General features: G+C 69.8%; 20 protein-coding genes, 1 tRNA gene and 1 pseudogene. 4 read left to right on the plus strand and 18 right to left on the minus strand.

Translation table 11 applies throughout. The features are described 5' to 3' along the window. Positions 1-42 precede the first annotated feature (42 nt). Both ACZ52C_RS41195 and ACZ52C_RS41200 read right to left on the minus strand, forming a co-directional pair. Complete coding sequence (locus ACZ52C_RS41195) at positions 43-552, minus strand: helix-turn-helix domain-containing protein (RefSeq protein WP_469079656.1); 510 nt, start codon at positions 550-552, stop codon at positions 43-45. After that, entirely contained in the window at positions 539-769 is a 231-nt protein-coding gene (locus tag ACZ52C_RS41200; protein ID WP_319595498.1) for a hypothetical protein, read from the minus strand. The genes ACZ52C_RS41195 and ACZ52C_RS41200 overlap by 14 nt, the downstream gene beginning before the upstream one ends. Positions 770-1,470: 701 nt before the next feature. Here ACZ52C_RS41200 and ACZ52C_RS41205 point away from each other — a divergent pair. Further along, a tRNA-Met gene (locus tag ACZ52C_RS41205) sits at positions 1,471-1,547 on the plus strand. Between the two features lie 180 nt (positions 1,548-1,727). Here ACZ52C_RS41205 and ACZ52C_RS41210 read toward each other — a convergent pair. From ACZ52C_RS41210 to ACZ52C_RS41230, 5 genes are all read right to left on the minus strand, one after another. Continuing rightward, a complete protein-coding gene (locus tag ACZ52C_RS41210; RefSeq protein ID WP_469079657.1) occupies positions 1,728-2,420 on the minus strand; it encodes a helix-turn-helix domain-containing protein in 693 nt (230 codons plus the stop codon). Positions 2,421-2,430: 10 nt separating this feature from the next. Next, complete coding sequence (locus tag ACZ52C_RS41215) at positions 2,431-2,712, minus strand: hypothetical protein (RefSeq protein WP_469079658.1); 282 nt, start codon at positions 2,710-2,712, stop codon at positions 2,431-2,433. A 982-nt stretch (positions 2,713-3,694) separates the two neighbouring features. Then, a complete protein-coding gene (locus ACZ52C_RS41220; protein ID WP_469079659.1) occupies positions 3,695-4,444 on the minus strand; it encodes an AAA family ATPase in 750 nt (249 codons plus the stop codon). Continuing rightward, the gene (locus ACZ52C_RS41225) at positions 4,441-6,135 is read right to left on the minus strand and encodes a transposase (RefSeq protein WP_469079674.1); all 1,695 of its coding nucleotides are present in this window, start codon (positions 6,133-6,135) and stop codon (positions 4,441-4,443) included. The genes ACZ52C_RS41220 and ACZ52C_RS41225 overlap by 4 nt, the downstream gene beginning before the upstream one ends. A gap of 207 nt (positions 6,136-6,342) precedes the next feature. After that, positions 6,343-7,674 (minus strand): AAA family ATPase, encoded by a 1,332-nt coding sequence (locus ACZ52C_RS41230; RefSeq protein WP_469079660.1) that lies wholly within the window; start codon positions 7,672-7,674, stop codon positions 6,343-6,345. Between the two features lie 238 nt (positions 7,675-7,912). Here ACZ52C_RS41230 and ACZ52C_RS41235 point away from each other — a divergent pair, with 238 nt between their 5' ends. Beyond that, positions 7,913-8,344 (plus strand): hypothetical protein, encoded by a 432-nt coding sequence (locus tag ACZ52C_RS41235; protein ID WP_469079661.1) that lies wholly within the window; start codon positions 7,913-7,915, stop codon positions 8,342-8,344. Between the two features lie 465 nt (positions 8,345-8,809). Further along, positions 8,810-9,712 carry a replication-relaxation family protein gene (locus ACZ52C_RS41240; protein WP_469079662.1) on the plus strand — a complete coding sequence of 301 codons (903 nt, stop codon included), beginning with the start codon at positions 8,810-8,812 and terminating at the stop codon, positions 9,710-9,712. A gap of 107 nt (positions 9,713-9,819) precedes the next feature. On the opposite strand, the gene ACZ52C_RS41245 is transcribed toward ACZ52C_RS41240, so the two are convergent. The 7 genes from ACZ52C_RS41245 to ACZ52C_RS41275 form a co-directional block, all read right to left on the minus strand. Continuing rightward, entirely contained in the window at positions 9,820-10,863 is a 1,044-nt protein-coding gene (locus ACZ52C_RS41245; protein WP_469079663.1) for a hypothetical protein, read from the minus strand. A gap of 55 nt (positions 10,864-10,918) precedes the next feature. Next, positions 10,919-11,905, minus strand: coding sequence for a formylglycine-generating enzyme family protein (locus ACZ52C_RS41250; protein ID WP_469079664.1), 987 nt, complete (start codon positions 11,903-11,905; stop codon positions 10,919-10,921). Positions 11,906-11,918: 13 nt separating this feature from the next. Further along, positions 11,919-13,601, minus strand: coding sequence for a WD40 repeat domain-containing protein (locus tag ACZ52C_RS41255; RefSeq protein ID WP_469079665.1), 1,683 nt, complete (start codon positions 13,599-13,601; stop codon positions 11,919-11,921). Continuing rightward, on the minus strand, positions 13,598-14,326 hold the full coding sequence (locus ACZ52C_RS41260) for a GTP cyclohydrolase II (protein ID WP_469079666.1): 729 nt from the start codon (positions 14,324-14,326) through the stop codon (positions 13,598-13,600). The genes ACZ52C_RS41255 and ACZ52C_RS41260 overlap by 4 nt, the downstream gene beginning before the upstream one ends. After that, positions 14,323-15,660, minus strand: a complete 1,338-nt coding sequence (locus ACZ52C_RS41265; protein ID WP_469079667.1) for an MFS transporter — start codon at positions 15,658-15,660, stop codon at positions 14,323-14,325. Before ACZ52C_RS41265 ends, ACZ52C_RS41260 begins: the two co-directional genes overlap by 4 nt. Continuing rightward, positions 15,657-17,579: a WD40 repeat domain-containing protein gene (locus tag ACZ52C_RS41270; RefSeq protein WP_469079668.1), complete on the minus strand. Its 1,923-nt coding sequence runs from the start codon at positions 17,577-17,579 to the stop codon at positions 15,657-15,659. The genes ACZ52C_RS41265 and ACZ52C_RS41270 overlap by 4 nt, the downstream gene beginning before the upstream one ends. A gap of 394 nt (positions 17,580-17,973) precedes the next feature. Continuing rightward, the gene (locus ACZ52C_RS41275; RefSeq protein WP_469079669.1) at positions 17,974-18,543 is read right to left on the minus strand and encodes an NADPH-dependent FMN reductase; all 570 of its coding nucleotides are present in this window, start codon (positions 18,541-18,543) and stop codon (positions 17,974-17,976) included. 294 nt (positions 18,544-18,837) lie between these two features. Between ACZ52C_RS41275 and ACZ52C_RS41280 the strand changes: the two are divergent. After that, a pseudogene (locus tag ACZ52C_RS41280) lies at positions 18,838-19,148 on the plus strand (DEAD/DEAH box helicase); the annotation flags it as partial. A 550-nt stretch (positions 19,149-19,698) separates the two neighbouring features. On the opposite strand, the gene ACZ52C_RS41285 reads toward ACZ52C_RS41280, so the two are convergent. The 4 genes from ACZ52C_RS41285 to ACZ52C_RS41300 form a co-directional block, all read right to left on the minus strand. After that, complete coding sequence (locus ACZ52C_RS41285; RefSeq protein WP_469079670.1) at positions 19,699-19,953, minus strand: hypothetical protein; 255 nt, start codon at positions 19,951-19,953, stop codon at positions 19,699-19,701. A 173-nt stretch (positions 19,954-20,126) separates the two neighbouring features. Then, complete coding sequence (locus ACZ52C_RS41290; RefSeq protein WP_469079671.1) at positions 20,127-20,375, minus strand: hypothetical protein; 249 nt, start codon at positions 20,373-20,375, stop codon at positions 20,127-20,129. Between the two features lie 63 nt (positions 20,376-20,438). Next, the gene (locus ACZ52C_RS41295) at positions 20,439-21,941 is read right to left on the minus strand and encodes an NF041680 family putative transposase (RefSeq protein WP_469079672.1); all 1,503 of its coding nucleotides are present in this window, start codon (positions 21,939-21,941) and stop codon (positions 20,439-20,441) included. A 155-nt stretch (positions 21,942-22,096) separates the two neighbouring features. Next, positions 22,097-22,676 (minus strand): IS5 family transposase (locus tag ACZ52C_RS41300; RefSeq protein ID WP_469079673.1); only part of this gene is annotated, 580 nt, incomplete at its 5' end.

Below are 22,676 nucleotides of genomic sequence, written 5' to 3' on the forward strand. Positions count from 1 at the left end.
TCAAGAGCCCGATCGACTACGAACACGACCACCGAGCCAGCCTCACCGAGGAACTGGCTGCATAGGAAGGTCTCCACGTTCGGAGGGGATTGACAGTACCGGGCAGGTGCGCACCTGCCCGTGACCGACGTCGAACTCCTGCTCCGGCCACCACACACCGATCTCCGCCCACCCCGGATCGAGGCCGCCATACGCCAGGGCGGCAGACATCTGCTGTGCCTGCAGCCGAGGTGCCGGCTCAGGCGGGGGCAGACTCTTGCGCAGGCGGGCCACGTGCGCGCGCAGCAGGCTCGCCGAGGCCGGCCAGTTGATCCGCCATGCGATGTCCGCAGCGGACAGGGTCGGATCGTTCTTGAGCAGCCGCAGGATCCGCGGCTCGAACGGCGCGGCCACGGAGGCGCGTTCGGGCCGCTGGTACCGGGGCGGCTGCGGGCTGCGGATCAGGCGGCGCACCGTGTTGGGGGCGATGTGCCGGCTGCGGGCGATCTGCTTGATCGGCATGCCTTCGGCATGCAGGCGGCGCACCTCCTGCCACTGTTCAGGGGAGAGCATGAGGCTCCTCCTCCCCTTCCACCTCGCCGACGCCGCCGTCCTGCGGCCGGCGGGTCTGCTGCCAGGCCGTACGCACCTTGCCCAGCGCATGAATGACCGGCACCAGAGCAAGCAGCAAGGCCTCCGCCTCCTTGAGCACCTTGCGCACGGCACAGAACAAGATCACGATCACCGTGACCGCAGCCGGCGCAAGCGTCATCACCGTCTGGGCATTCATGCGCCACCGCCCCGGGCAGCACTGAAGCGATCACGCGAATGTGCGGGTCCCACTTCCCCTACTCTCCCAACTTCGTCCATCACGCGGGACCCTCACGACGAAGGCCCGCCCCTGTCAGCGCACATGGATCTCCATTAGCGCTGACAAGAGGCGGGCCACTCGTCTTCAACTACTGTCCCGACAGGCACTGACAACCGCGTATCCCGCCGCCAAGTGAATCTTGAACCCCCACACCCTCAAGAAACCACCGTTCCTGCAGGTCAGAGCATGTATTGGCGCGGCATGTCAAGTTGGCGGCCCGCACTGGCCAAGGACACCTCCCCACCCCGGCCCACTCCCTCGAAAAGCCAGAACTTGCAGGTCAACGCTGTCTGCTTCGGATACTGCAGCTCGCACACCACGAAGATGAACTAGAGGACGTCGATCGTGCCCATGACGTCCTCGATCCCCCGGTCATGGCAGTCCTCGAGCCGCAATGCCGCACCGGCAGCCGGCCCGAGACAGCCCAGAACACCGGCCCGCCACCGGAGCACAGAACGCGGGCCCCGGAACCCCGCCGCACCCACCGCTGCCGACCCGCGTCCACGCCGCCCTACCAAGAAGGGGGGGCAGGGAGGGCCCCCGGCCATCGAGTCCCGCCGCCGGCTGGGCCGGTAAATCCCCGCCGCCGCTTCCCCGATGACATAACCTGGGCGCACCGACGCGGGGTGGAGCAGCTCGGTAGCTCGCTGGGCTCATAACCCAGAGGTCGCAGGTTCAAATCCTGTCCCTGCTACCAAAGCCACCGGCCCCTTCCTCCAGGGAAGGGGCCGGTGCCGTATCCGTACACGCCCCCTCATGCCACACCGCTCCGCGCCCGGCTTGTTCTCCGTCCTGGCGACGGTCAGTGGAACCGTCAGGGCCGGTGGGCGCCCACGAGAGGTCTCCCCATCCCGGGGCCGGCTGTCGGGTCATCGCTCTACGCGACGTTGGGGGCGTCAGCGAGTGCCGTGTCGTCGGACTCGGCCTGCCTGGCGAGCATGCTTTTGTGGGCTTTGACCCAGGCGTAGGTGCCTACGTCATGCGGCCGATCCTTCTCCAGGGCCCGGCGTCCTGCTTCGATCCACGACAGCAGGTCGCGAGCGTGACAGATGGTGAGGAAGGCGATGGCCTGCGCCGGATCGACGGGCAGGATGTGGCCTTGGATGATGCGGCGGGTGGTACTGCTCGGCAGCACGCCCGGGCCGGCCATCCGTTGCATCTCTCCGGGTGTGGGGCAGCCGGCCCAGACGTGTTGATCGCGCAGTGCCCGGCTGAAGTCCGCCACGCCCCAGACCATCTGTGGGTCCGGGGCCTTGTGGAGGTAGTACGGCGCCCGGGCCGCCCGGCGCGCGCAGATCCACAGCGACCGGGCACGGCGCATGGGGTCCCACGGGACGAGCCATGTGGTGGGTGTCATCGTGAGCGAGACGTATGCGGCGACGGTGTCCCAGGCCGGAACACTGCGCCCTGAGGCGGCCCGCTCGAGGGTCGCTTTCGACGGCGCGCCACCGGTCGCCGTGGCCATCCACTCGTAGGTCAGGCCGGCTTCGGCTTTCAAAGCGCGCAGGAAGTCAGCGAGTTCGGCGCAGGCGGGAACCGAGCGGTCGACCGGCTTCTCAGGTCGTCCCACCGCGGCCACCTCAGTTTCCCGCCTGGAAGTAGGCGCGCACGAGGCGGCCCAGCCGGCCGGCGGAACGGCCGTTCGCTACGGCCAGCACGATCGTGGCTCCGATACCGCCGGCGCCTGAGAGGAGGAACAGCACGTCGCGGACGCCCAGACCGGCCGGAGCGAGGACGGCGGCGGTGATGATGCACGCGATGATCACCGCGGCGTGCGGTACACCGAAGACACCGGTGTCGAGGCCGGGTGCCGCCGGCTCGGTCGCCGCGGAACTCGCCGCGGCAGAGGGCTTTGTGCCCATGAGGACCTTCCCTAATCACCGTCCGGCGACCACAGATCGCCGGACGGTGCTACTGGCTCCAACTGATGGCCCTACCGCACGCTGAACGGGAGTTGGCGCTCCCCTACACGGAAAAGGGCCCTGCTGCCTGCCAGCATCCCAGCCGCTACGTCACGGCTGACAGCCCCTCAAAACATTGGCTCACCAACGCGCCAAGGGATCGCCGTCGTACGTGCCGTCGACGAAGAGAACACAGGAAGAGGCCGCCCAGGAAGGCGGCCGCATTTAAAGATGCAGGTCACAGGACCGCACAGGTCCCTACCACGAACGGGCGACACAACGCCCCTGGCGGCTGCAATTCGCTCGGACCGTGCTGCCGCATCAAAAACTGCAGGTCACAGCGCTGCCCTCAGAATACCGGTCCGCGCGATGAGTAAGTAAGAGGGTGCATGACGTCGTACTCCTTGTTGTCGCGCTCCTGCTGGAGCCACACACCACTGACCTGGGTTGATTCAATTTCGTGCCGCTCATACAGATATCAGGTCTCGAATCAACGGGCAGACTCGTCGTACGAGCACGGCCCGCGTACGCAGGACGTGCTGGTCCCTGATTGCTACTGGCTCCAACCACCGCACACAGGGAGGGCCAGGTGTTGGCGCACCTGGCCACGTGAAGCCGATCGCCCGCACCGATCAGGACCGGGCATCGGCTTCACCCGTACCCGCGCAACCTGATAACCCCGCCCGCCCCCGGCTCCATCGCCAGCCTCGGGATCGGGCCCCAGCGTTCCTTGAGAATGGGTCGGGTAGCAGCCGGGATGAAGCCGTGTACGACGGTGCAGGCAGCCACGACGCACCCCGCAACCCGGCCTGCCACCCGGCCCTCGGTACCCATTGCCGTCCCCTCCCGCTGCTGGCCGACCTCACCCTCTCCGTGAGGCACTCTCCATGCCCGATCCGCCCGCGCAGCCGTCATGGGCTCTCGCCCTCACCGACTGTCACTACTACGGTGAGGCGCCCAGGCGGCTGAAGGCCCAGCGCAGCACTTCCTGGTCGACGCGGGGGCGGCCGGTGCGGGCAAGTGCGGTGCGGGTGTGTGCGGTCAGTCTCGCCCAGGCGCGGAAGTTGCCGTGTGCGGCGCGGCTGTCGGCGAAGGTGATGTCGTCGGGGTCGGCGTCGGCCCAGACCGGGTGGAACAGCGGGATCGTCTCGAGGACCTCGCTGGGGGTGAGGCGGGTGACGTGCTGCCAGATGAAGATGCGGGAGGAGAGCATCGCCTCGCGACGCAGCACGGTGTGGCAGCCCTCGCCGCCGACGAAGATGATGGCGAGCTGGGTGGAGGGTTCGTCCCACAGGTAGCGGAAGTACTCGAACGCCTCCCCGTTGAGCCACTGGGCCTCATCCACCAGGAAGGTGCGGGGGCGTTCGGCCAGGGCGGTTTTCAGCAGGCGGTCGAACTCGCTGGGGTGGCGCGGGGGCTGGCCGGGCAGGTCGAGTGCGGTGAACAGTTCGTAGCGCACCGCGCGGGCGGTGGGCCGGGCCCGGAAGGTGATCCTGCGGACGTCCTCGTGCTCCAGGTCGCGCAGGCAGACATTGACCGCCAGGGTCTTGCCGAAGCCGGCGCCGCCGTGGAGGCACATCATGGCGCGGGCGGCGACGGTGTCGGTGATGTTCTCCCGGGCGGTGAGCAGGGCGCGGGTGGTGACCACGGACGCGTCCGGCAGGTCGACGTACTGGTAGGAGGGCGCGGTCACAAGGCGTCTCCGTCGTCGCGTGCGTCAGGAGCCGGCACCCGAGAGGGCGGGTTGTCAGGGGCGTACTCGGGCGGGGCCGGAGCGGGCCGACGGGGTGTGGTCCGGGTGGTGAGGGAGGGCGGGGTGCGCCAGTCGGCCGGGGGTGCGGCGGGCGGGATCAGGTCCGGCAGGGCCAGCTTCGCGGCGTCGGCGTGCTCAGCGGCGGCCAGTTCGTGCTCGGCCTGGATGGAGGTGAGCGCTCCCAGCCGCTGGGCCGGCCGGGCGGTGGTGGCGGGGGCGAACCGTTGTCGGCGCAGCGTCTCGGCTGCCTTCACCTCCGCGCGCAGGCGTCGGGCCCGCTGCGCGCGGGCCGCGCGCACGGCCGCCAGTTGTTCGGGAGTGGCCGCGTCCGCGAGGTGCGCGGGCCCGAGATACGCGCCGTGGGCGTCGCAGACGTCGATCTCGTGGTCGTGGTGCGGCATGTAGCGCACGGTGACGGTACGGCCGGCCTGGCCGGTCATCCAGGGCGCGATGTAGGTGCGCCCACGCCACCGCACCCCATGACTGGACAGCCTCCGCGTCCGGCCGTCCTCCTCCAGCGTGAACGTCCACAGATCGGCCGCGGGAACGTCCGTGACGGGGGTCGGATCGGCCTGCCACGCCTCCAGCGGCGTACGGCCGGACAGTGCCCGGGGCCGGTGCTCGGTGTTCCACCAGGCCGTCCAGGCCAGCACCTGCGCGGTGAAGTCCTCAAACGACAATGCCCCGGACACCTCCGGGTTGCGGCCCGCCCTTTTGCGTCGCCGGCCGGGGCGGAGTGTGGCGGGGGTGAGGGTGTAACCGGGCAGGGCCGCGAACAGCATCCGGTCAACGGCCCGGTTGAGGTTTTCCACCGTGCCCTTGAGATGAGGGCTGTAGGCGGGAAGGTCCTTCACCGTCACGCCCATCGTGCCGAACGCCGCGGTCACGGTGGCCGACAGGAAATCTTTGCCCCGGTCCACCCTCACCTCCTCCGGGGTCCCTCCCGCCGGACCATACGGGTCCTCGCGCAGCACGGCGGCGCGCAGCGCGGCCAGCACCGAGGCGCGGGACGGAGTACCGGGCGTGACGGCGGTGCCGGTGATGACTTTGGTGGCGGTGTCGATGAACCAGGTCACCCACGGGCGCACCAGGTCGCCGTCGGCATCGACCAGCAGCGGCGCCTGCACATGGTCGGCCTCCCACACGTGATTGCGCCACGAGATCGCCCGTTTGGCGAAGACGTCGTGCGCGCGGGCCGCGTCCGCTCCCGCGGCAAGACCCGCCCGCTCCCCCGCGGTGAGATCACGGCGCACCGCGCGCAGGAACGTCGACAGCGACGGCACCGGCTCCAGCAACGGCACCGCCGCCAGCGGCGCGCCCCCAGGAGGAGCCACGGATCCACGTGGTGTTGCCGACCCGTCATGGCTGCTGTTCTCGGCCCGGGCCACCAACTGGCGGTGCACGGCGGAGGCGTTGCCGTGCCAGTACGCCAGCAGCACCCGGATCTCCCCTGTGACCTCGAACCGGCCACCACGGCGCTCACCGGGACGCAGCGCGGCCCGCGGCGAGCGGGAAGCCTCCGCCAGCCACCGCCACACCGTCCGCTCCGACACCCCCAGACACTCCCCGGCCAGGCGCACATGCTCCCGCGACAACCGCCGCTCACCGCGCAGCACCAGCAGCCGACGCACCGCCGGCGCCCGCAACGCCCTCAACGACTCCTCGCCCAGCACACCGGCCGGATCCCCCGGCGGCGCCAGCGGCTGCCCCTCCACCCCATGCCCCCTTTCGTCCTCATCCGCTTGCGTGGAGCGTCGTCTTCGGCTGCCCCGTCACCTCGTCACCTCGTCACCAACAGGCGGAGACCCGTACATCGGCTCTGCGTGCAGTCCGGGCGGTCACGGGTAGGGGCCCAGACGCGCGCAGGCCTGCTCGATCAGCTCCCCGTCCACCTGCCGTGCGGGGTCGCGCTCACGGGCCGCGTACACATGCGATGTGATCTTCGCCCAGGTGCGGAAATTGCCGTGCGCCCGCTGCTCATCCACCCGCGCCACCTCGTCCGGGTCCGCCTGCGCCCACACGGGATGGAACAGGCTCAGCGTCTGTAGTAGTTGCGATGGCTCGAGCCGGCCGACCTGGTGCCAGGTCAGCACCCGCGAGCGCAGCGCCGACGCCCGTGTCACAGCGCGTTCGCTTCCCGCCCCGCACAGCACCAGCGCCGCCGCACAGCCCGGCGCGTCCCACAACTGCCGCAGATAGTCCAGCAAGGGCGGTGTCAGCCGCTGGGCGTCATCGACGACCAGCACCCCCGGCTCCGCCAACGCTCGCACCAGAGCCTGGCCGGCCGGCCCGGACCGGTGCGTCAGCGCCCCCGACGGCAGGCCGAGCGCCTCACACAGCTCAGCCCGCAACTGCGGCAGCCCGGGCGCGACCCCGGCCACCGCCCGCCACACCGGCACCCGTCCGGGCAGAAGGCGCACCGCCTGCTCCACCGCGACCGACTTGCCCAGGCCCGGATCCCCGAACACACAGCACATCCCGCGGGCCGCGACCGTATGCCCTACCGCCTCCACCACCCCGGCCACCTGCCGCGTCGACACCAGCCGCGCCCCCGGCACATACAACCGCACACCACTGGCCCGAACCCCCGCACCCTCGGCGCCTGCTGCGGCATCTGGCTGGCCCTGCGCCGCAGACGTATCGCCGGCCAGCTCCTCGACCACCAGCGGTCCGCCCACCCCGTCTGTGAGCCCCAATTCCGCCAGCGCCCGGTCATACGGACTCGGCTCCACCCCAGCACGGGCTCCCGCCGGACGCGCCACCTCCAGCACCCGGCCCGCCCCCAGATCCCGCTTGATCACACGGTGCAGCGTCGGAATCGACGGCACGCACCGCGCACCCCACTCCTGCAACACTCCATGTTCCTGAGCTGCAAGCATCCTGCGCCGCAACTCCGCGACGTTCCCGCCCGCCTCCCCGAGGACCTTCCACAAGGCGTCACTCAGCGAAAACCCGTCCTGCCGCGGCCGCGCCTCAACCTGACCCCGGCGCCCCTCCGCCAGCCACCGCCACACCGTCCGCTCCGACACCCCCGCCAGCTCCGCCGCGATCCGCACATGCAGCGTCGACAACGCCCCCTGCCCCTCCACCGCAAGAAGCCGCCGCACCACCACACCCCCGCGCCAACCGCGCACCCCCCACTGGCACACCACCAGCAGCCGGACCCGCACCAGCCCCCGCCGAAACCCCCTGCGTCATACCCGCCAGCCCACCCGACCCCGACAAGCACTCACACAGGAACAGCGAAACCCATGACAGCCACAACCCGACCTGCTAGCCACACCACAACAGCCGCTTGGTCACCCCACGACAGCAACCAACACCCCGTCCAAGGCCGCTACCAGGCCACCACACCGCAATCCCGCTGACGCCCACCCGCTGCTCCCCCACCGCCCACTCACAGCGACCGTGGCCCGCTGGTACGCCCAGCGTGAGCAGTACCCCGCAGAGCGCCGGTTCCCGGAGGTGGCGTGCACGCTGGACCGCACGCACTACTACGTCCAGGAGGACGTGGAGGCGTTCTGGACGGCGTGGCAGGAGGACGTAGGCACCGGCCGTCTCCAGGCCGCTGGACGCCCTCCAGGGGACGGCCGGGGCAACCACGGAGGCGGGCACGGCCGCGCCCAACGGGACCGGGCCGTCGCCGTCGTCATCGAGGAGCTCCGTGCAGCCGGCGGGTACCGGCGCGGCATGGCCGCACGTCTCGCACGCGAGCACGGAGGCAGCGAACGCAGCTGGCAGCGCGCCATGAATGAGGCCCGCGCCCGGTACGAGCACGAGCACCGTCAGGACCACGACGGCCAGGATGACACCGGACCAGCTCCGCATCCTGCACGCTGACTTCCCCGGCAGCCGCACCCCGCCGGCGCCTGCTCCTCCTGGTGCGCCGCCTCGTCCGCCGCCTCGTGCGGCGCCGGAGCGCGGCGGCCCCTGCCGACGCGCAACAGGACCAAGACCCGCCCCGATCCCCCGGCCGCACCGCCCGCCCCGTCCCTCCCGTTCCCTTCTCCTTCTTCCGGTCCGGGGCCAGCGCAGGGGGTGTGCAGAGGGGGATGTCGGGCTACCGACCACAGCCAAAAGCACGTGGTGACCTGCGGGTATGCAGGCCGGTACCGGAGTGGGTGCGGACCGTTGTGGGAGGGGTTGTCGGCGGGGATGACGGCCCGGTCGGGGGCGGTGTTGTCGCATCGTTACCGTGGTCGGGCCTGCGTGGTCGCTGTTCTGGTCGGGGCAGGCTGGTGCTCTCGGTCGTACGCGCGGCGCCGAAACAAGAAGGTGCGCCGCACCGTACGGGCGGGAGCGGACGTGGTGTTGGCGGATGTGGATGCAGGTGGCGGGGACCGGCTGGCGTTGGCAGTGCTGGTGCAGTACCGGATGGCGACGACCGAGCAGGTGCACCTTGTGTGTTCGCCGGGCGTGCGGATCGAGCAGACCCGCCGGCGCCTGGTGAAACTGCGCGGTGAAGGACTCGTCGACCGGGTCACCCTGCCGCAGGCCGGCCGGACACGGGTGTGGTTTCCCACCGCGTACGGGGGGCAGGTGGCATCAGCCTGGCCGGAGTTGCGGGGGCGGCGGGCGTCGAGGACGGTGTCGGACCGCACCGCTGTACGGTTGCGGGTCGGGCACGGGCTGACCGTGACCGAGACCGGCCTGGCCTTCCTCCAGGACGCCCGTACCCGGGGGGACGTGTGCCGGCCGCTGGACTGGATACCGGAAGTCCACCACCCCCTCGGCGGCGGGGAGGCCGTCATCCCCGACGCACTGCTGTACTACCGGCGCGGCCGTGAGGGCGACGAGGGGGTGATGCTGCGCGCGTTCGTGGAGGTCGACCGGGCCACCATGGGGCCGGAACGCCTGGCGGCGAAACTCGGCGCCTACGCCCGCCTGCACTCCTACACACCCCAGCCCGTCGGCCGACGCCCGACAGCGTTGCAGGGGCTGGCGCGGGAGGAGTGGCGGCGGTCCTACCCCCTGTTCCCCCGGGTGCTGTTCGTCCTGGACGGCACCGGCCCCAACGGTGTCGCCACGCGCATCGACGCCCTGCGCGCAGCCGCCACCCAACCGGCAGTGGCTGCCTTTATGAGCGACGTTCCCGTCCTGGCCGCGCCGTTGGTCGACGTGCTCCAGCACGGGCCGTCCGAGGCCGCCTGGCACCCCATCCACGGCTCTGGAGAGCACGTCGGCTGGATGCACGACCGCCACCCCTGACCGCTCAACCCACAGCCTCTGCGCAATAGCCCCGACCACAAGCCCAACCACAGCAGGCCACCACCACTGGGCACCGAGGTGCTGCCGCTTTCGGACTGACCGGCTGCTCAGGACTCGCCGAAGGCCTGGTCCACCTGAGACAGCAGCCCCAGAGACGGCAGCAGGGCGGCGGGGACGAAGTTCTGGGCGATCACTTCGTCCGGGTGGAACAGCTCGCCCTGGGCGTTCCTGCCGACGCGGTTCAGGTAGGCCTCCCACAGCTCGCCGCCCGGTGTCATGACGTACGACAGCGGGCGTCCGTCGGACCCCTTGTCCACTGCCCAGCTGCTCCCGTCCTGCTTCAGAGCGAGGAACGACCAGGTGATGTATGAGAAGAAGCTTCCGCCGCGGTAGGGGCCGCTGGCGGTGAGCACGGGCAACATGGGGCGCTCGGCAGACTCTGCCCTCGTCCCCGTTTCCGAGGGCACGGGGAGCGTGATGGAGACGTCCAGGTTCGGGCTGTCGGGGTTGGTGATCTTGAGGTCCGGCAGGGTGGTCGGGGAGTCGGGGGCGGGCCAGGGCACCTCGGGGAGCGGGACGGCCCTGTCGAGCTGGGTGTAGCCGATCAAGCCGTACAGGGTCTTGCGCTGCCTCGGACTGTTCTTGCTGATCACGTGGAAGAGTTCGTGGAGCAGGATGTCGCGCAGGCCAGTGGTGTTGCTGCGGGGGAAGAGGGGGTCTCCGCCCGCGGAGGGACCGAGGGCCGGGGTGATCTTCGCCGCGGGGAGCACGACGGTGTCGGCGTTCCGCGTGTAGGCGGCGCGGCTCTCTTCCTGGCCGGTGGTCTTGACCAGGTGAACCGCGGGGGGCAGCAGGTCCGGCCAACGGCCGGTCAGCAGGGTGTCGAGTTCGGCCGTCACCTTGGCCAGGACGTCGATCTCCTCCCGTGACCAGGGCATCACCTGGGCGGTGATGTAGTCGAGGTAGAGCGCTGTGTCGACGGTCGTCCTGGGGTCGGTGAGGCAGACGCGGGCGCGACGGTCGAAGTCACTGAGGACCGCGACGAAGTCGTCCACTGTGCCGAGCCGTTCGCGGCCCGTGGCCGGGGACGCGGCGCTGACTTGGGTCCTTCCGATGGTGCCGAGGGGGATGTCGCCGGGGGGTCCGGTCATGGTGTGCTCCTGGCTTCTGTGGGGCGGGGTCGGTCGCAGGGCACGTGTCGAGGGCTCACGCGGGGCTTTCCGCCAGCCGGAACCCCATCGCGTACACGGCCTTCGGGTACCAGCCGTGCCGGCGGCGGCAGCGGGCGAGGTCGGCGTAGCGGGTGAAGCTGCCCCCGCGTGCCACGCGGTAGGGGCGGCCGTCCGACGTCAGGTCGTCGGCGATCCGCTGCCCGCCGGGGTAGGGGCGGTAGTCGTCGCTGACGTACTCCTCGACGTTGCCGCCCATGTCGTCGGCGCCGAAGGGACTGCGTCCGGCGGGGTGGACGCCGACCGGGGTGGTGGTGAGCGGTCCGCTCTCCACGGTGTTGGCGGCGTCGGCGGCGAGGTGCTCTCCCCACGGGTACTCGCGTCCGTCGCCGCCGCTGGCCGCGTACTCCCACTCCGCTTCGGTGGGCAGCCGGAAGCGGCGGCCCGTCCGGCGCGAGAGCCAGCCGGCGTAGGCGTCGGCGGCCTGCGGCGGGACCGTCCACACGGGGTGGTTGGACAGGTGGACGGGGTGGACGCCGAACTGCCAGGAGGTGGGCAGCCAGGGGGACTTGGTCTCCAGGAGGAAGGTGCGGTACTCGCCGTTGGTGACCGGGTAGCGGGCGATGCGGAACGCGGCGATGTCCACCGTGTGCTCGGGTGTCTCCTTGGCGATCCACTCCCGCCGCACCCCGACGTGCCGCCAGGCCGCGATCACCGACTCCACCCGCTGGGGTGGCAGCCCCAGGCGAACCTTCCTGGCGGGGACGTCGAGCATGACGGGCGAGTCGACGTCGATGCGGGGATCGCCGTGCAGGGCGAGCAGGGTACCGGCCGCGAGGCGGGTCTCGGGGGCGACGGCGATGTCCTCGGCGGCCTGCGCCAGGGCGGCGGGGTCGACACCGGTGAGGCGGCGGCACTGCTGGTGCATACGGCGGGGGTCCAGCCGGTCGCTGTAGGCCTTGTGGAGGCCCATGGCCTGGCGGTCCTCGAGGGCGTTGATGTTGTCGTACGGGGGGTTGGGCATCGCGCTCCTTCGTTCAGCGGGGCGGTTCGTGGACACCGCCGTCGTAAGAGGTGGCCAGGAAGCGGTCGGCGGCCGCGTCGTAGTGGAGGCCGGAGATCCCGGCGGTCGTGGGCCGAGTGACGCGCCAGGTTCCGGTCACCGTGTCGTGGACGGCGAGCGTGCCGAAGTAGGACCCGGTGGCGATGTGCCGCCCGTCCGCCGACGCCGCCACGCACTTGACGGAGTGGTCGTGCGGGGTGGGCAGGGGCAGCGCCTCGGTGCCCTGCCACAACCGCAGCTTCAGGTCGCGGCTGACGCTCACGAAGCGCCCGCCGGGTAGCGCCGCGCAGCCGTTGGCGATCCGTCCGTGCGCGCCTTCCAGCCGGGCGGTCTGGGCGAGCGTGTCGGTGCGGAACCAGGCAGCGGCCGTGTCCGCGCACACCGCGAAGAGCGTTCCGTCGCTCACGGCGACCCCTTTGACGGCGTTGGCGTGCAGCGGCAGCGTCGCGATGTGCTGCACCTCGTCCCCGTCGACCCGCAGCACCAGACCTTCGCCCGTGTATGCGCCGACGACGACGTGGGGCACCCCGTCCCGTTCGAAGGCGGCCGCGCAGTTCAGCGGCGAGCGGTGCTCCAGCAGGACCGCGCCCGTGTCGGCGTCGAACAGCCTGCCCAGCTGACCGCCGGTCAGGACACGGCCGCCGACGGCGACCAGGAAGTTGCACAGGCTGCCCGTCCGGGCGGTGGGCTCGCCGTCGGTGTGGACGACTCCGGAGTCCCCGACGGTGTACACACGGCCACCGGCCACCGTGACCGCGTTCAGCGCCGACGTCGGCTCGACGCCGTCCAGGTCCCAGGCGTCACGGGCGATGTTGTACACGGCGTACGAGGAGCCGAACGTGCCGAACACCAGCGTTCCCTGGTCGAGGAACGCGCAGGAACGCGGCCAGACCTGCGCCGGGAGCACCGCCGTGCGGGCCAGGGCGGGGCGGCCGTCGGCGGAGCCGATCCGCCAGATTTTCAGCGTCCGGTCGTAGCTGAGACTGACCAGGGAAGCCGCTTTCTCGTTCCACACCAGTCGTTTGATGCCGGCCTCGTGTGCCGGGAAGGCCTGTGTGCCGCCGTCGGCCAGGGCCACGACTTCGCCTTTGTCGTTGCCCGCGTACACCAGCCCCGAGGCGGTGATCGCGATGGTGTCGGTCTCGACGCCGTCGAGGTCGATGTCGGCGGTGAGGCCACCGGTCGCCAGCGACCAGCGTTTCACCGTCCCGTCGTCACTGGAGGAGACCAGTTCGTCGCTGCCGGTCAGCCACTCCACCGAGATGACGTCGGCCCGGTGACCGGTGAAACGGGCCACCGACGTCCCGGCGTAGTCGTACACCCGCACGTGGTGGTCGCGGGAGGCCGTGGCGAGCAGTTCCCGGGAGGGGTGGAAGACGGACATCTCCACGTCGTCTTCGTGGTCGGACAGCACGGCCCGCAGCTTGAGATCGGGCACCGACCACAGGCGGGCGGTGTAGTCACTGGACGAGCTGAGCAGATACCGGCCGTCCGGGCTGAACGTGACCTGGTTGGCGAGGTGGTCGTGGACCGCGCGGGCCAGGGGCCACCGCGTCTTGGCCTCCCACAGGATGATCTGGTTGTCGTAGCCGGCGGTGGCCACGTACCGGCCGCCCTGCGTTGCGATGCCGCTGATGGGGCCCTGGTGGCGGATCATGTCTGAGTTCCTTCCGTGGAAAGCGTGTGTGCGGTGATCGTGGCTTTGGCCTCCAGGTACGCGGTGTTGTGCGCCGTCATGTGGACGCCGGTGGGCACCACGGAACGGACCCGGATGCCGTGGCGTTCCAGCTGGAGCCGCTTGTCGGGGTTGTTGGTGAGCAGATCGATCTCGTGGTGCCCGAGGGCGGTGAGCATCTGCGCGGCCGCCGTGTAGTCCCGGGCGTCCTCCGCCAGCCCGAGCGCGCGGTTGGCGGCGTAGGTGTCCAGGCCGTGGCCCTGGAGGTTGTAGGCGTCGAGTTTGTTGTAGAGGCCGATGCCCCGGCCCTCCTGCCGCAGGTACAACAGGACGCCGCCGGTCTCGGTGATCCGGGCCAGCGCCTCCTCCAGCTGGGCACCGCAGTCACAGCGCTCGGAGGCGAAGACGTCCCCGGTGAGGCATTCGGAGTGCAGCCGCACCAGCGGGACGGAGAAAGTGGTGGGGCCGAGCAGCACGGCGAGGTGTTCTCGGCCGTCCACGAGGTCGTGGAAGGTCGTCAGGGTGGCGGGGTGGACCCGGCCGTCGCAGCGGACCGGTACGGCGACGGAAGCGCGGATCCGTGCGGTCGTCCCCTTGTGTGCCTTGGGGGCGGGTGAAGGTGGTCCGCCCGAGTCTCTTCCTGGCAGGCCGGTCGTCGTGAGTGCCGCTTCTGTCGTGGTGTCGGAGGTGCGTGCGATGGGCGTCATGTCCTCTCCCGTGGTGCGGCGTCCGCTGAAGGAAGGCGGGAGCCGGCAGGGGAGGCCCGGTCCGCGGCTTCCCAGGCCGCCCAGGTGCGGCGCAGGTACCAGAGCGTGCTCAGCGACAGGACGCCCAGGGCGCAGAAGGCCCCGCGGACGCCGAGGGCGTGGCTGAGCACGGGGGTGACGACCGGTGACAGCAGGGCCGCGCCGCCAGCCAGCAGGGACAGCAGCCCCGAGGAGCGCCCCAGTACTTCTTGCGGCAGGTACTTCACGCGCATCATCACCACCGTGCTGAGCACCGCGCCCTGGCCGAGTGCGCCCAGCGCCAGTGCCCCGAAGAAGACGGGCCACAGCGGTGCCATGAGCAGGAAGAGCGTCAGGGCCCGCAGAGCGGTTCCGGCCGTCAGGGACAGGCGGGGCCGGAAGGTGGCGCGCTGGGCCACCAGCAGATTGCCCAGCAGCATGCACGAGTTGCTGCCCAGGATCACCGCCGACGCCGCCGAGCCGGACAGCTGCCATGAGTCCCGCAGGTCGTAGACGACCAGGGCTTGCAGCCCGGCGCCACAGACCAGCGCCAGCAGGACGTGGACGACGGTCATGGTCAGCAGCCGCTGGTCGGAGCTGACGGCCCGCCACCCCTCACGCAGCCCGTGCCCGGCGCGCGCCCGTCCCCCGGGCTGCACTGCCCGGCGCGGGGGATGAACGCCCATCGCCCAGACGGCGATGGGCGCCGCGAAGGTGATGATGTTCAGCCACAGCAGGCCCGCGTAGCCGGTCCACGGCAGCAGGGTGGCGGTGAGCAGCGGCCCGGCCACGGTGGTGGCGAAGAAGATGCTGTTCAGGGTGCCTCGGGCGCGGACCGGACACTGGCGGAACATGGCCGGTACGCCGGTGACCCAGCCGGTGAGGTAGGCGGAACCGCCGAGCGCCACCAGCAGCGCGCAGCCGAACAGCAGCCAGGTCGGGGAGTATCCGGCCGTCATGCACAGGTTCATCGCGATGGCGCCCGTCGCCTGCATCAGCAGTCCGGGCACCACCAGGACGCGGGGCCCCCACCGGTCGGCCGCGGAGCCGAGCCAGGGTGCGGCGACCAGGCTCACGGGGACGGCCGCAGCCAGCAGGGACATTGAGGCCAGGGAGCCGGTCAGGTCGTAGACCATCAGCGGCAGTACCGTGGCGTAGACGGACTCGCCCACGTTGTTCAGCGCGTTTCCCGTGGCGAAGACACGGAAGCGGCGGTCTTTCAGCGGTGAGGGCTCCCGGTCCTCCAGGGTGGTCGGGGCGCCGACGTCGGCGCCGGCTCTGCTGGTCTCCTCCCCGGACTCGCCGGCCCGGCTCATCGGATGTCCGCGCCGTCGACCGCCGCTCGGACGTCGAAAGAGCCGGATGCCCGGGTCCGCGGGAGCCACAGTTCCCGCAGGGGCCGAAGGACCTGCTCGGGGTTGCCGCGGTCCAGGCGGTACAGCCGCAGGAAGCCGCCGCGGCCGCCGGCGACGACGATGGGCGCGCCGGTGGAGTCGTGGAACGAGGCGACGCTCTTGGTGAAGTCGGGCAGATCCTCGACGAAGCCGACCAGCTCACCGGTGGCGTAGTCGAAGGCGCCGAGCTGCATGCCGTAGGAGACGGCGCACAGCGTGTCGTCGATCAGGGTGGCGGTCTCCACGGTGTTGTCGAAGAGTTCGACGAACTGCCGGTCCATCTTCTCGGCGTCGGCAAGGTACTCCTTCACGCCGCCGGAGCCCGTGACCCGGATGCGGTCGTCGCCGACCACGTCAAGGCGCTTGGGGTAGCCGCCCAGGTCGAGCTTCCACGTCACGGCGCCTTCCGCGTCGTACGCGCGCAGGAGGCCGTTGCGGGTACCGAGCAGGCGCCGGCCGTCCGGGAGATAGCCGCTCACCCAGGCCGAGGCGGGCAGGTCGTCGATCCGGCCGACTTCCCTTCCCGTGTCCGCGTCCAGCTCGATGCCGCCCGCGTTGCAGGCCGCCAGTAGGCGGGTGCCGTCGGGGGACACGGCGAGTGTGTGGACGATGTCCGGCAACTCGACGGACCATGCGCGCCGCTCACCCGTCACGCGGAAGACCTCGCGTGGCCAAGCGATGCCGAACCAGCCGTCCTCGGTGGGCAGGATACGGCGGGTGAAACCGGAGCCGCTCGCGTCGTGCGCTGCCAGGTGCAGGGCGGGGTGCCCCGGGCACGGCTCCACCACGTCGACGAGAGCCGCCCCGTCGTCCGTCGCCACCGCGAACCGTCCCTCGTGGCCGGGCACGGGTCGGATGTCCCAGGCGCACTGGCGCCGGTAGCCGAGGTGGGTGAGGTGGTTGCCGTCGGGATCGAACTTGGCGATCTCCCCGTCCTGCGTGAGGACGTGCACGTTGCCGTCGTCGTCGACGGCACAGTCGAAGATCTGGTGGCTGAAGCCGCCGATCCGCTTGTCGATGCGCAGCTCGGGCGAGGTGTTGTCGAAGATGAGCAGCTCGCCGTCGAAGCCGCCGACGTACGCCTTGGAGAAGTCCGGCGAGAACGCCATCGCCTCCACGTCGTTGCGGGCGAAGAGGGAGCGCTCCAGGACCTGCCCGTCGAGGCCGACGGTGGCCACGCCGTTGCGGATGCCCCGGTCATCACCGGTGCCGCCGTCGAGCGTGGCCCAGAACCGGTGGTGGCGGCGGTCGTACAGCAGCCGGTGGATGTTGGAGCTGTCGACCTGGCTCACGACGGGGAAGTCCAGGTCATCGAGTGAGCCGATGTAGACGCGGCCGCTGCGGTCGGCGACGGCCTGGACGTCCGGCGCGTCGGTGCAGAACCATTCCAGTCGGGCGAGCCTGGGGTTCCACGGCTGGACGCTTTGCACGGCGAAGGTCTCCAGGTCCAGGATCAGGAGCTGGAAGTAGCCGTTGCTGAGGTAGACCTTGCCGTTCCACACGCCGATGCCGCGCACCATGGTGGGCGACGGCTCCTCGCCGTCCATGAGGTGGGCGCGGTCGCAGGGGGCGGCGGCGTCGAGCCGGTCGAGCAGGTGCAGGCTCTCGGCGTCCCAGCGGGAGATGGTGCCGAGTTTGTCCCTGGTGATGATCCACCGGTCGGTCACGACCATGGCGAAGACGGGTGCCCCGGCCGGCGCCTGCGCACTGGACGTGGCACCGGAGGAGGCCAGCAGGTTCAGGTCGTTGTCCAGCAGGTGGACGTTGCCGAGCGCGTCGCACGCGACGAGGCCACGGCCTGGTTGATGGACGATACGGGTGATGCGTTCGGTGAGATCCATGGACGACCGATGGTTCCTTCCGGGCACGGGACGGAGACGATGCGGTGAGGCGGCCGCCGTACCGAGGGGGAGAGCCTGAAGGACTCCCCGAAGGACGGCGGCCGCCTCGGGTCCGGAGTTCGCCCGCTGACCACGGGTCAGCGGGCGAACCAAGGGACTAGCTGATCCAGGGCCACGGGTCGCAGCGGACGGGCTTGCGCATGGAACTCACCTCCCTGTCTGAGTCGGCGGTACGTGGTGCACCACCCGGCGGATGGCACAGCGGTCACTCCCCGGCGGAGACGAGGAGCGGCTTTTGAGGGGGCGACCACTGTTCAGCGGAGGAACGGGGTCAGCCCGGCAATCGAACGAGTCAGTTCGGAGGCCAAACGGGTCAGTTCGGTGATCGAACGAGTCAGTTCGACGGAGTGGGTATGTAAGCCGACAGCAGCGTCTCCAGCAAGACCGTGAGCTGGCCGGCCAAAAGGGATTGGCTGTCGGTGAGTTCCGGGTCCCACAGCCAGTCGGCGCACGGCACGGCGAGGGGTTCGCCGACCGGATGAGCTCCAGAACGGCTCAGGATCTGCCGCAGCCGGTCCTGGGCACACCGCGCTCCTCCCTGTCCGGGGGACGCGCTGAGCGTGACCGCCGGTTTGCCGGTCAGCGGGCTGTCACCCCAGGGGCGGGAGAGCCAGTCGAGGGCATTCTGGAGGATGCCCGACGGCGCTCCGTTGTACTCAGGAGTGGCGATGACGAGGCCGCCGCAGGAAGTCACTGTCCGCCTCGCCTCAATCACCTCGGCGGGTACGTTCTCCGTCTCTCTGTCGCCGTCGTAAAAAGGGAGACGACTGATGTCGAGATAAGTGGGCCGCACGAAATGGGATTGGCTTTTCGAAATGCTTTCAAATACCGAAAGCAAGCGCCTGTTCAACGAGTCGCGGCGGATACTGCCGGACACCAGGACAATCTGATGTGCCATCGCCATCGGTATTCTGCTTCCCCTTCGGAGGCCCTGCTTTCCGTCACGAATAAGGCTGGCAGAAGCCGTGTCGAACCGTCCAGAGGGCGCGGGGAAATCCGTGACGCATCGACTTCCTGCCCGACGTCTGTGCAGGTCAGCGCGTAGAGGCGATAATTAACTCACCATTCTGGGTGGAGGCGTGGCCTACGGGCTCAGGCCGCCGGTGATACCGGCGCGAAAGGGGCGCGCAAAAGCCTGAACGATCCTGCACACCCATGTCGATGACTCACTGTCCATGAGCTGGCCATTGCTCTTTCTTTCACCAACGGCAACAACGCGGCCGGACGCCGGGTCCACCGCGCCTTCCTCGCCAGCGTTCGCGTTCTCGGGGAAGGCGTCGACATCACCGGCGAGCGGGGAATCAACTTGATCTGCTTCGCCGACACCCGCGGCTCCCAGGTCGAGATCGTCCAGAACATCGGCCGGGCGCTCCGGCTCAACCGCGACGGCTCCACCAAGGTCGCCCGCATCATCGTGCCGGTCTTCCTGGAGCCCGGCGAGGACCCCACTGGCATGGTCGCCTCCGCGAGCTCAAACCGCTCGTAGCCGTGCTCCAGAGGCTGCGCACGGCTGTGGCGGCGCAGCACCAGGGAGATCACCTTGGTGTCTACCTTCGCGCCCGACTCCCACTGCCGTGCCAGACGCGCCGCGAGTTCGCTGTGATCAGCTCCCAGATCTCTTTCTGATCCTCGAGCTCCTGAGCCGTCAACGTCATGTCCTGAGCGTATGAAACGAGGGGCGTCCACTCATGGTGCGTCGATGAACCGCAGCGCGAGCAAGGCGAGCTGAGCGCGGGTGATTCGGGTGGGTTGGTGGGGCTGCGAGTGGGGAGGCCATCTGCCGATGGTGCCGTGCGCCTCCGCCCCACCCCGTTCTGGGAGGGTGGGCCCTCGGTGGTCGAATACGGGCGGCGGCGGGGCATGCGCGGCCGATGGCCTCCCGCTTGGTTACACCCCGATCTGGCTCATCACATCCGTGCACAGTTCGTCAGCGCTGCTGCGTCCTTCGTCATCTGCTGCCGCTGGTGAGAGCACGGTGTGGGCCGGTTGGATGCGGTGGGGCCGGCGGGCGTTGGCCTCAGCGCTGAGCTTCACACCGCGTTAGATGACCGCACCTCGGTCAGTCGGAAAGTCCGGACAGCTCGACACCGGGGACCTCGGGCAGCTCGACACCGGGGATCTCGGGCAGCTTGATCTCGGGCAGTTTGATCTCGGGGATCTTGATGTCGGGCAGTGAGATCCCGGGAGGCAAGAGGTCGGTGGGAGCAGCTGCGGATGCAGTAGGTGCTGCGGTGGCATGGACGGCGTGGGCGGGAATGGCAAAGATGCCGACGAGTACGGCGGCTCCCAACAGGGCGGTGCTGAGACGGCGCATGACGTCTCCCTTCCTTGACGGAGGTCCAGGCCTGATATGCCGGGATGCTCCTATCGTGTGGGCCGTGCAGGCGGGGCCGCCCGAACTGGTGGGCCATACCGGTGACCTAGTGGCGGCCTCTGACCTGCTGATAAGGGTTCAGAAACAGGCACTGACCTTGTCGTTTAACCCCATCAGGGGGTGACGTAGTCGCCCCAGCCGAAAGTGGCGACGTAAGCCCGTCGAACGGCTTCTCCGCCCCGTCCACCCCTGATGCGGATGATGGTCAGCGCGAGGACGAACCAGGCGGCCAAGCATCCCGCGGCGATCAAAGTCCAGCGAGGGCCCGAGAAACTGGCAATGACGACCAGGGCAATGATCGTGACGACCAGCCCGATGTGGCCGCCACCGATATCCGTACTCGACCTGCCGCCACCTGTCATCCGGGGCTCCAGTCTCCCGCCGAGTCTCCCGCAGAAGAGCACGCCGTTCTGCGCCAGAGCAGGCTACGGGGCTCGGTCAATGGTGTCAGTGCCGCTCCCACGACGGGGTTTGGTGCCGGTCTTGTGGTGGGCGGGGCGGCTGTATGCCTCGCCGGTGGCGAGGACTCTGCCCACGTCGTGACGGGCGGCGGAGTGTCGGTTCTTCGAACCCGGTGGCCGGCCGGGCCCGGGACGGGATGGTTTCGGTGCACCGGTCGGTGAGCCGGCCTTCGTGCACAGGTTCCTGAACCCTCTGCGGACGCGGGCGGGTGTCAGTTTGTTCGGCTCGGTCGGCTTCTCCCAGGGCCTTCGGAGGTCGGTGGCCAGGGGGCGGGCGAGCCGGAGTTGGGCATAGGCGGCGATCACCAGCCACGTCCACCTGTCGGCCGCCTCGGAGCTGCGAAGCCGGGGCTTGGTCCACCCGAGGGTCTGCTTGAACAGGCGAAATGTGTGCTCGATGTCGAAACGGCGCAGGAAGGACTGCCAGCAGCGGTCGACGTCCGCTTCGGTGACTCCGGTGCGCGACCACCACAGCCAGACCGGCTTGTTGACCCCGCCGCTGGGCAGCTTTTCCACCACCAGGCGGATGACGGTGCCCTCGATGATGGGCAGCGGCCCGTCGTGGTCGAGCCATGCAGCCCGGCGGGTCAGCCGTGGGTGCAGCCGGTCCCAGGCCCGCGCGGTCGCCTTCCCGTAGAGGCGGGTGTCCGTGGCCTTCACGGCCTGCTCGGTGCCCCAGGTTGCGGGATCGCCGAAGACGAACTCGCCGCCGTGCTTGGGTGGTCGGCCGCCCTTGGGGTTGGCCAGGCTGAACTCCTTGCGGGAGGGGGTCGGACGACGCATCACCCGGTCTGAGCGGAGTCGGCCGAGGATTTCCACGGGCAGGTCATCCAGCAGGTGGGCGATGCGCGGGGCGTCGTATCCGGCGTCCAGCACGACCAGGACCTCGGGGTCACCCGGCCGCCACTGGCCGGCGGCTACCAGCCGTTCGACGACCTCGCGGATCTGCACCGTGGTCACCGCGGCGACATCGGCGCCGGGTTCCAGACGGAGGGCGTCCAACACTGCTGTCCAGGACGTGCGGCCGGTCTCCAGCGCGGCCACCACTGAGTACGGCCAGCCCGGCACCATCTGATGCTTGCCCCCACCCCGCCCGAACGTGTGGCAAAAGGCCCGGTCAGCACACGTGTTGGCGTCCGGTCGCAGCCACGGCGAGACATCCACCGCCAACACGAGCCGACCATTCGCCGCCCTCGGCAACGGCACCGTGACCAGCGCCCGACGCAGCCGAGCGACGTCGATCCGGCCCTGGTTGAGCCCGCCGTACAGAGCCCCGTGCCCACGGCGGTGTTCCGGCGCGAGGGCGAGATCAACCAGCGTCCGCACCGGCCCGTCCGTGCACAGCAGCGCGTCGCACAACTCGAACAACGCGTCGCCCCGCGCGGTCATGCACGCGTACAGCTCCGACCGGAAGTGTGACACTTCCGCGAACGCATCCCGCAGGACATCCTGATGCACCAAACTCACGACCACGGCCTTCGCGCTGATCCACTCTGTGACGGAGCACAGGATCAGACGAAGGCCGCATACGTGTCCGCTGATGTGCGAAAAAGCTGATCAAGTTCGAGCCACGTTCGACCCCGGTCGATAAACGACAAGCTTAGAGAGCATCTGATCAGTGTTCACGCCGATGTGAGAGGGATGCCCGTTTCGATTCGCCAGGTTGGTACGGATTCTCCGGTCAGTTCGCGGGACATTTTGTTAGCCATCGCCCAGTGGATCATCGCTCTCGCCCTCTGCGGGAGGGCTTCGTAGTCCCGCGCCAGGCGGCGGTGCTGCATGAGCCAGCCGAAGGTCCGCTCGATCACCCACCGCTTCGGCAGCGGCTCGAACCCCTTCGTCCGCGACCGCTGAACCACCTCGACATCGATGCCCAACCGGGCGCCGTGGTTGAAGATGCTGTTCTGGTAACCGCCGTCGGCCCACACCTTGGTGACGCTGGGATGCGCCCCGGCCAGGTCGTCGAGCAGGAGCTTGCCGCCGGTGGTGTCGTGGACGTTCGCGGCGGTAACGAGGACGGCCAGCACCAGGCCGAGGGTGTCCGTGATCAGATGCCGCTTGCGCCCTTTGATCTTTTTGCCGGCGTCGATGCCCTGGCTGGTCTCGGGGGCCTTGACCCGGAATCTTGGACACGGGCTATGCGGCTTGGGCCAGGGTAGTTGATGTTGTGTCGAGTGCTGTCTCGTAGGCGATGGGACTGCG

The organism is Streptomyces sp. NPDC034049 (genome assembly GCF_055575575.1).

What these genes read in the sequence shown, in the direction of transcription:
- ACZ52C_RS41195 (WP_469079656.1), bottom strand. Translation starts at nt 552, where the DNA reads ATGCTCTCCCCTGAACAGTGGCAGGAGGTGCGCCGCCTGCATGCCGAA.
- ACZ52C_RS41200 (WP_319595498.1), bottom strand. Translation starts at nt 769, where the DNA reads ATGAATGCCCAGACGGTGATGACGCTTGCGCCGGCTGCGGTCACGGTG.
- ACZ52C_RS41215 (WP_469079658.1), bottom strand. Translation starts at nt 2,712, where the DNA reads ATGGGCACAAAGCCCTCTGCCGCGGCGAGTTCCGCGGCGACCGAGCCG.
- ACZ52C_RS41245 (WP_469079663.1), bottom strand. Translation starts at nt 10,863, where the DNA reads ATGACCGGACCCCCCGGCGACATCCCCCTCGGCACCATCGGAAGGACC.
- ACZ52C_RS41250 (WP_469079664.1), bottom strand. Translation starts at nt 11,905, where the DNA reads ATGCCCAACCCCCCGTACGACAACATCAACGCCCTCGAGGACCGCCAG.
- ACZ52C_RS41255 (WP_469079665.1), bottom strand. Translation starts at nt 13,601, where the DNA reads ATGATCCGCCACCAGGGCCCCATCAGCGGCATCGCAACGCAGGGCGGC.
- ACZ52C_RS41260 (WP_469079666.1), bottom strand. Translation starts at nt 14,326, where the DNA reads ATGACGCCCATCGCACGCACCTCCGACACCACGACAGAAGCGGCACTC.
- ACZ52C_RS41265 (WP_469079667.1), bottom strand. Translation starts at nt 15,660, where the DNA reads ATGAGCCGGGCCGGCGAGTCCGGGGAGGAGACCAGCAGAGCCGGCGCC.
- ACZ52C_RS41270 (WP_469079668.1), bottom strand. Translation starts at nt 17,579, where the DNA reads ATGGATCTCACCGAACGCATCACCCGTATCGTCCATCAACCAGGCCGT.
- ACZ52C_RS41275 (WP_469079669.1), bottom strand. Translation starts at nt 18,543, where the DNA reads ATGGCGATGGCACATCAGATTGTCCTGGTGTCCGGCAGTATCCGCCGC.
- ACZ52C_RS41285 (WP_469079670.1), bottom strand. Translation starts at nt 19,953, where the DNA reads ATGCGCCGTCTCAGCACCGCCCTGTTGGGAGCCGCCGTACTCGTCGGC.
- ACZ52C_RS41290 (WP_469079671.1), bottom strand. Translation starts at nt 20,375, where the DNA reads ATGACAGGTGGCGGCAGGTCGAGTACGGATATCGGTGGCGGCCACATC.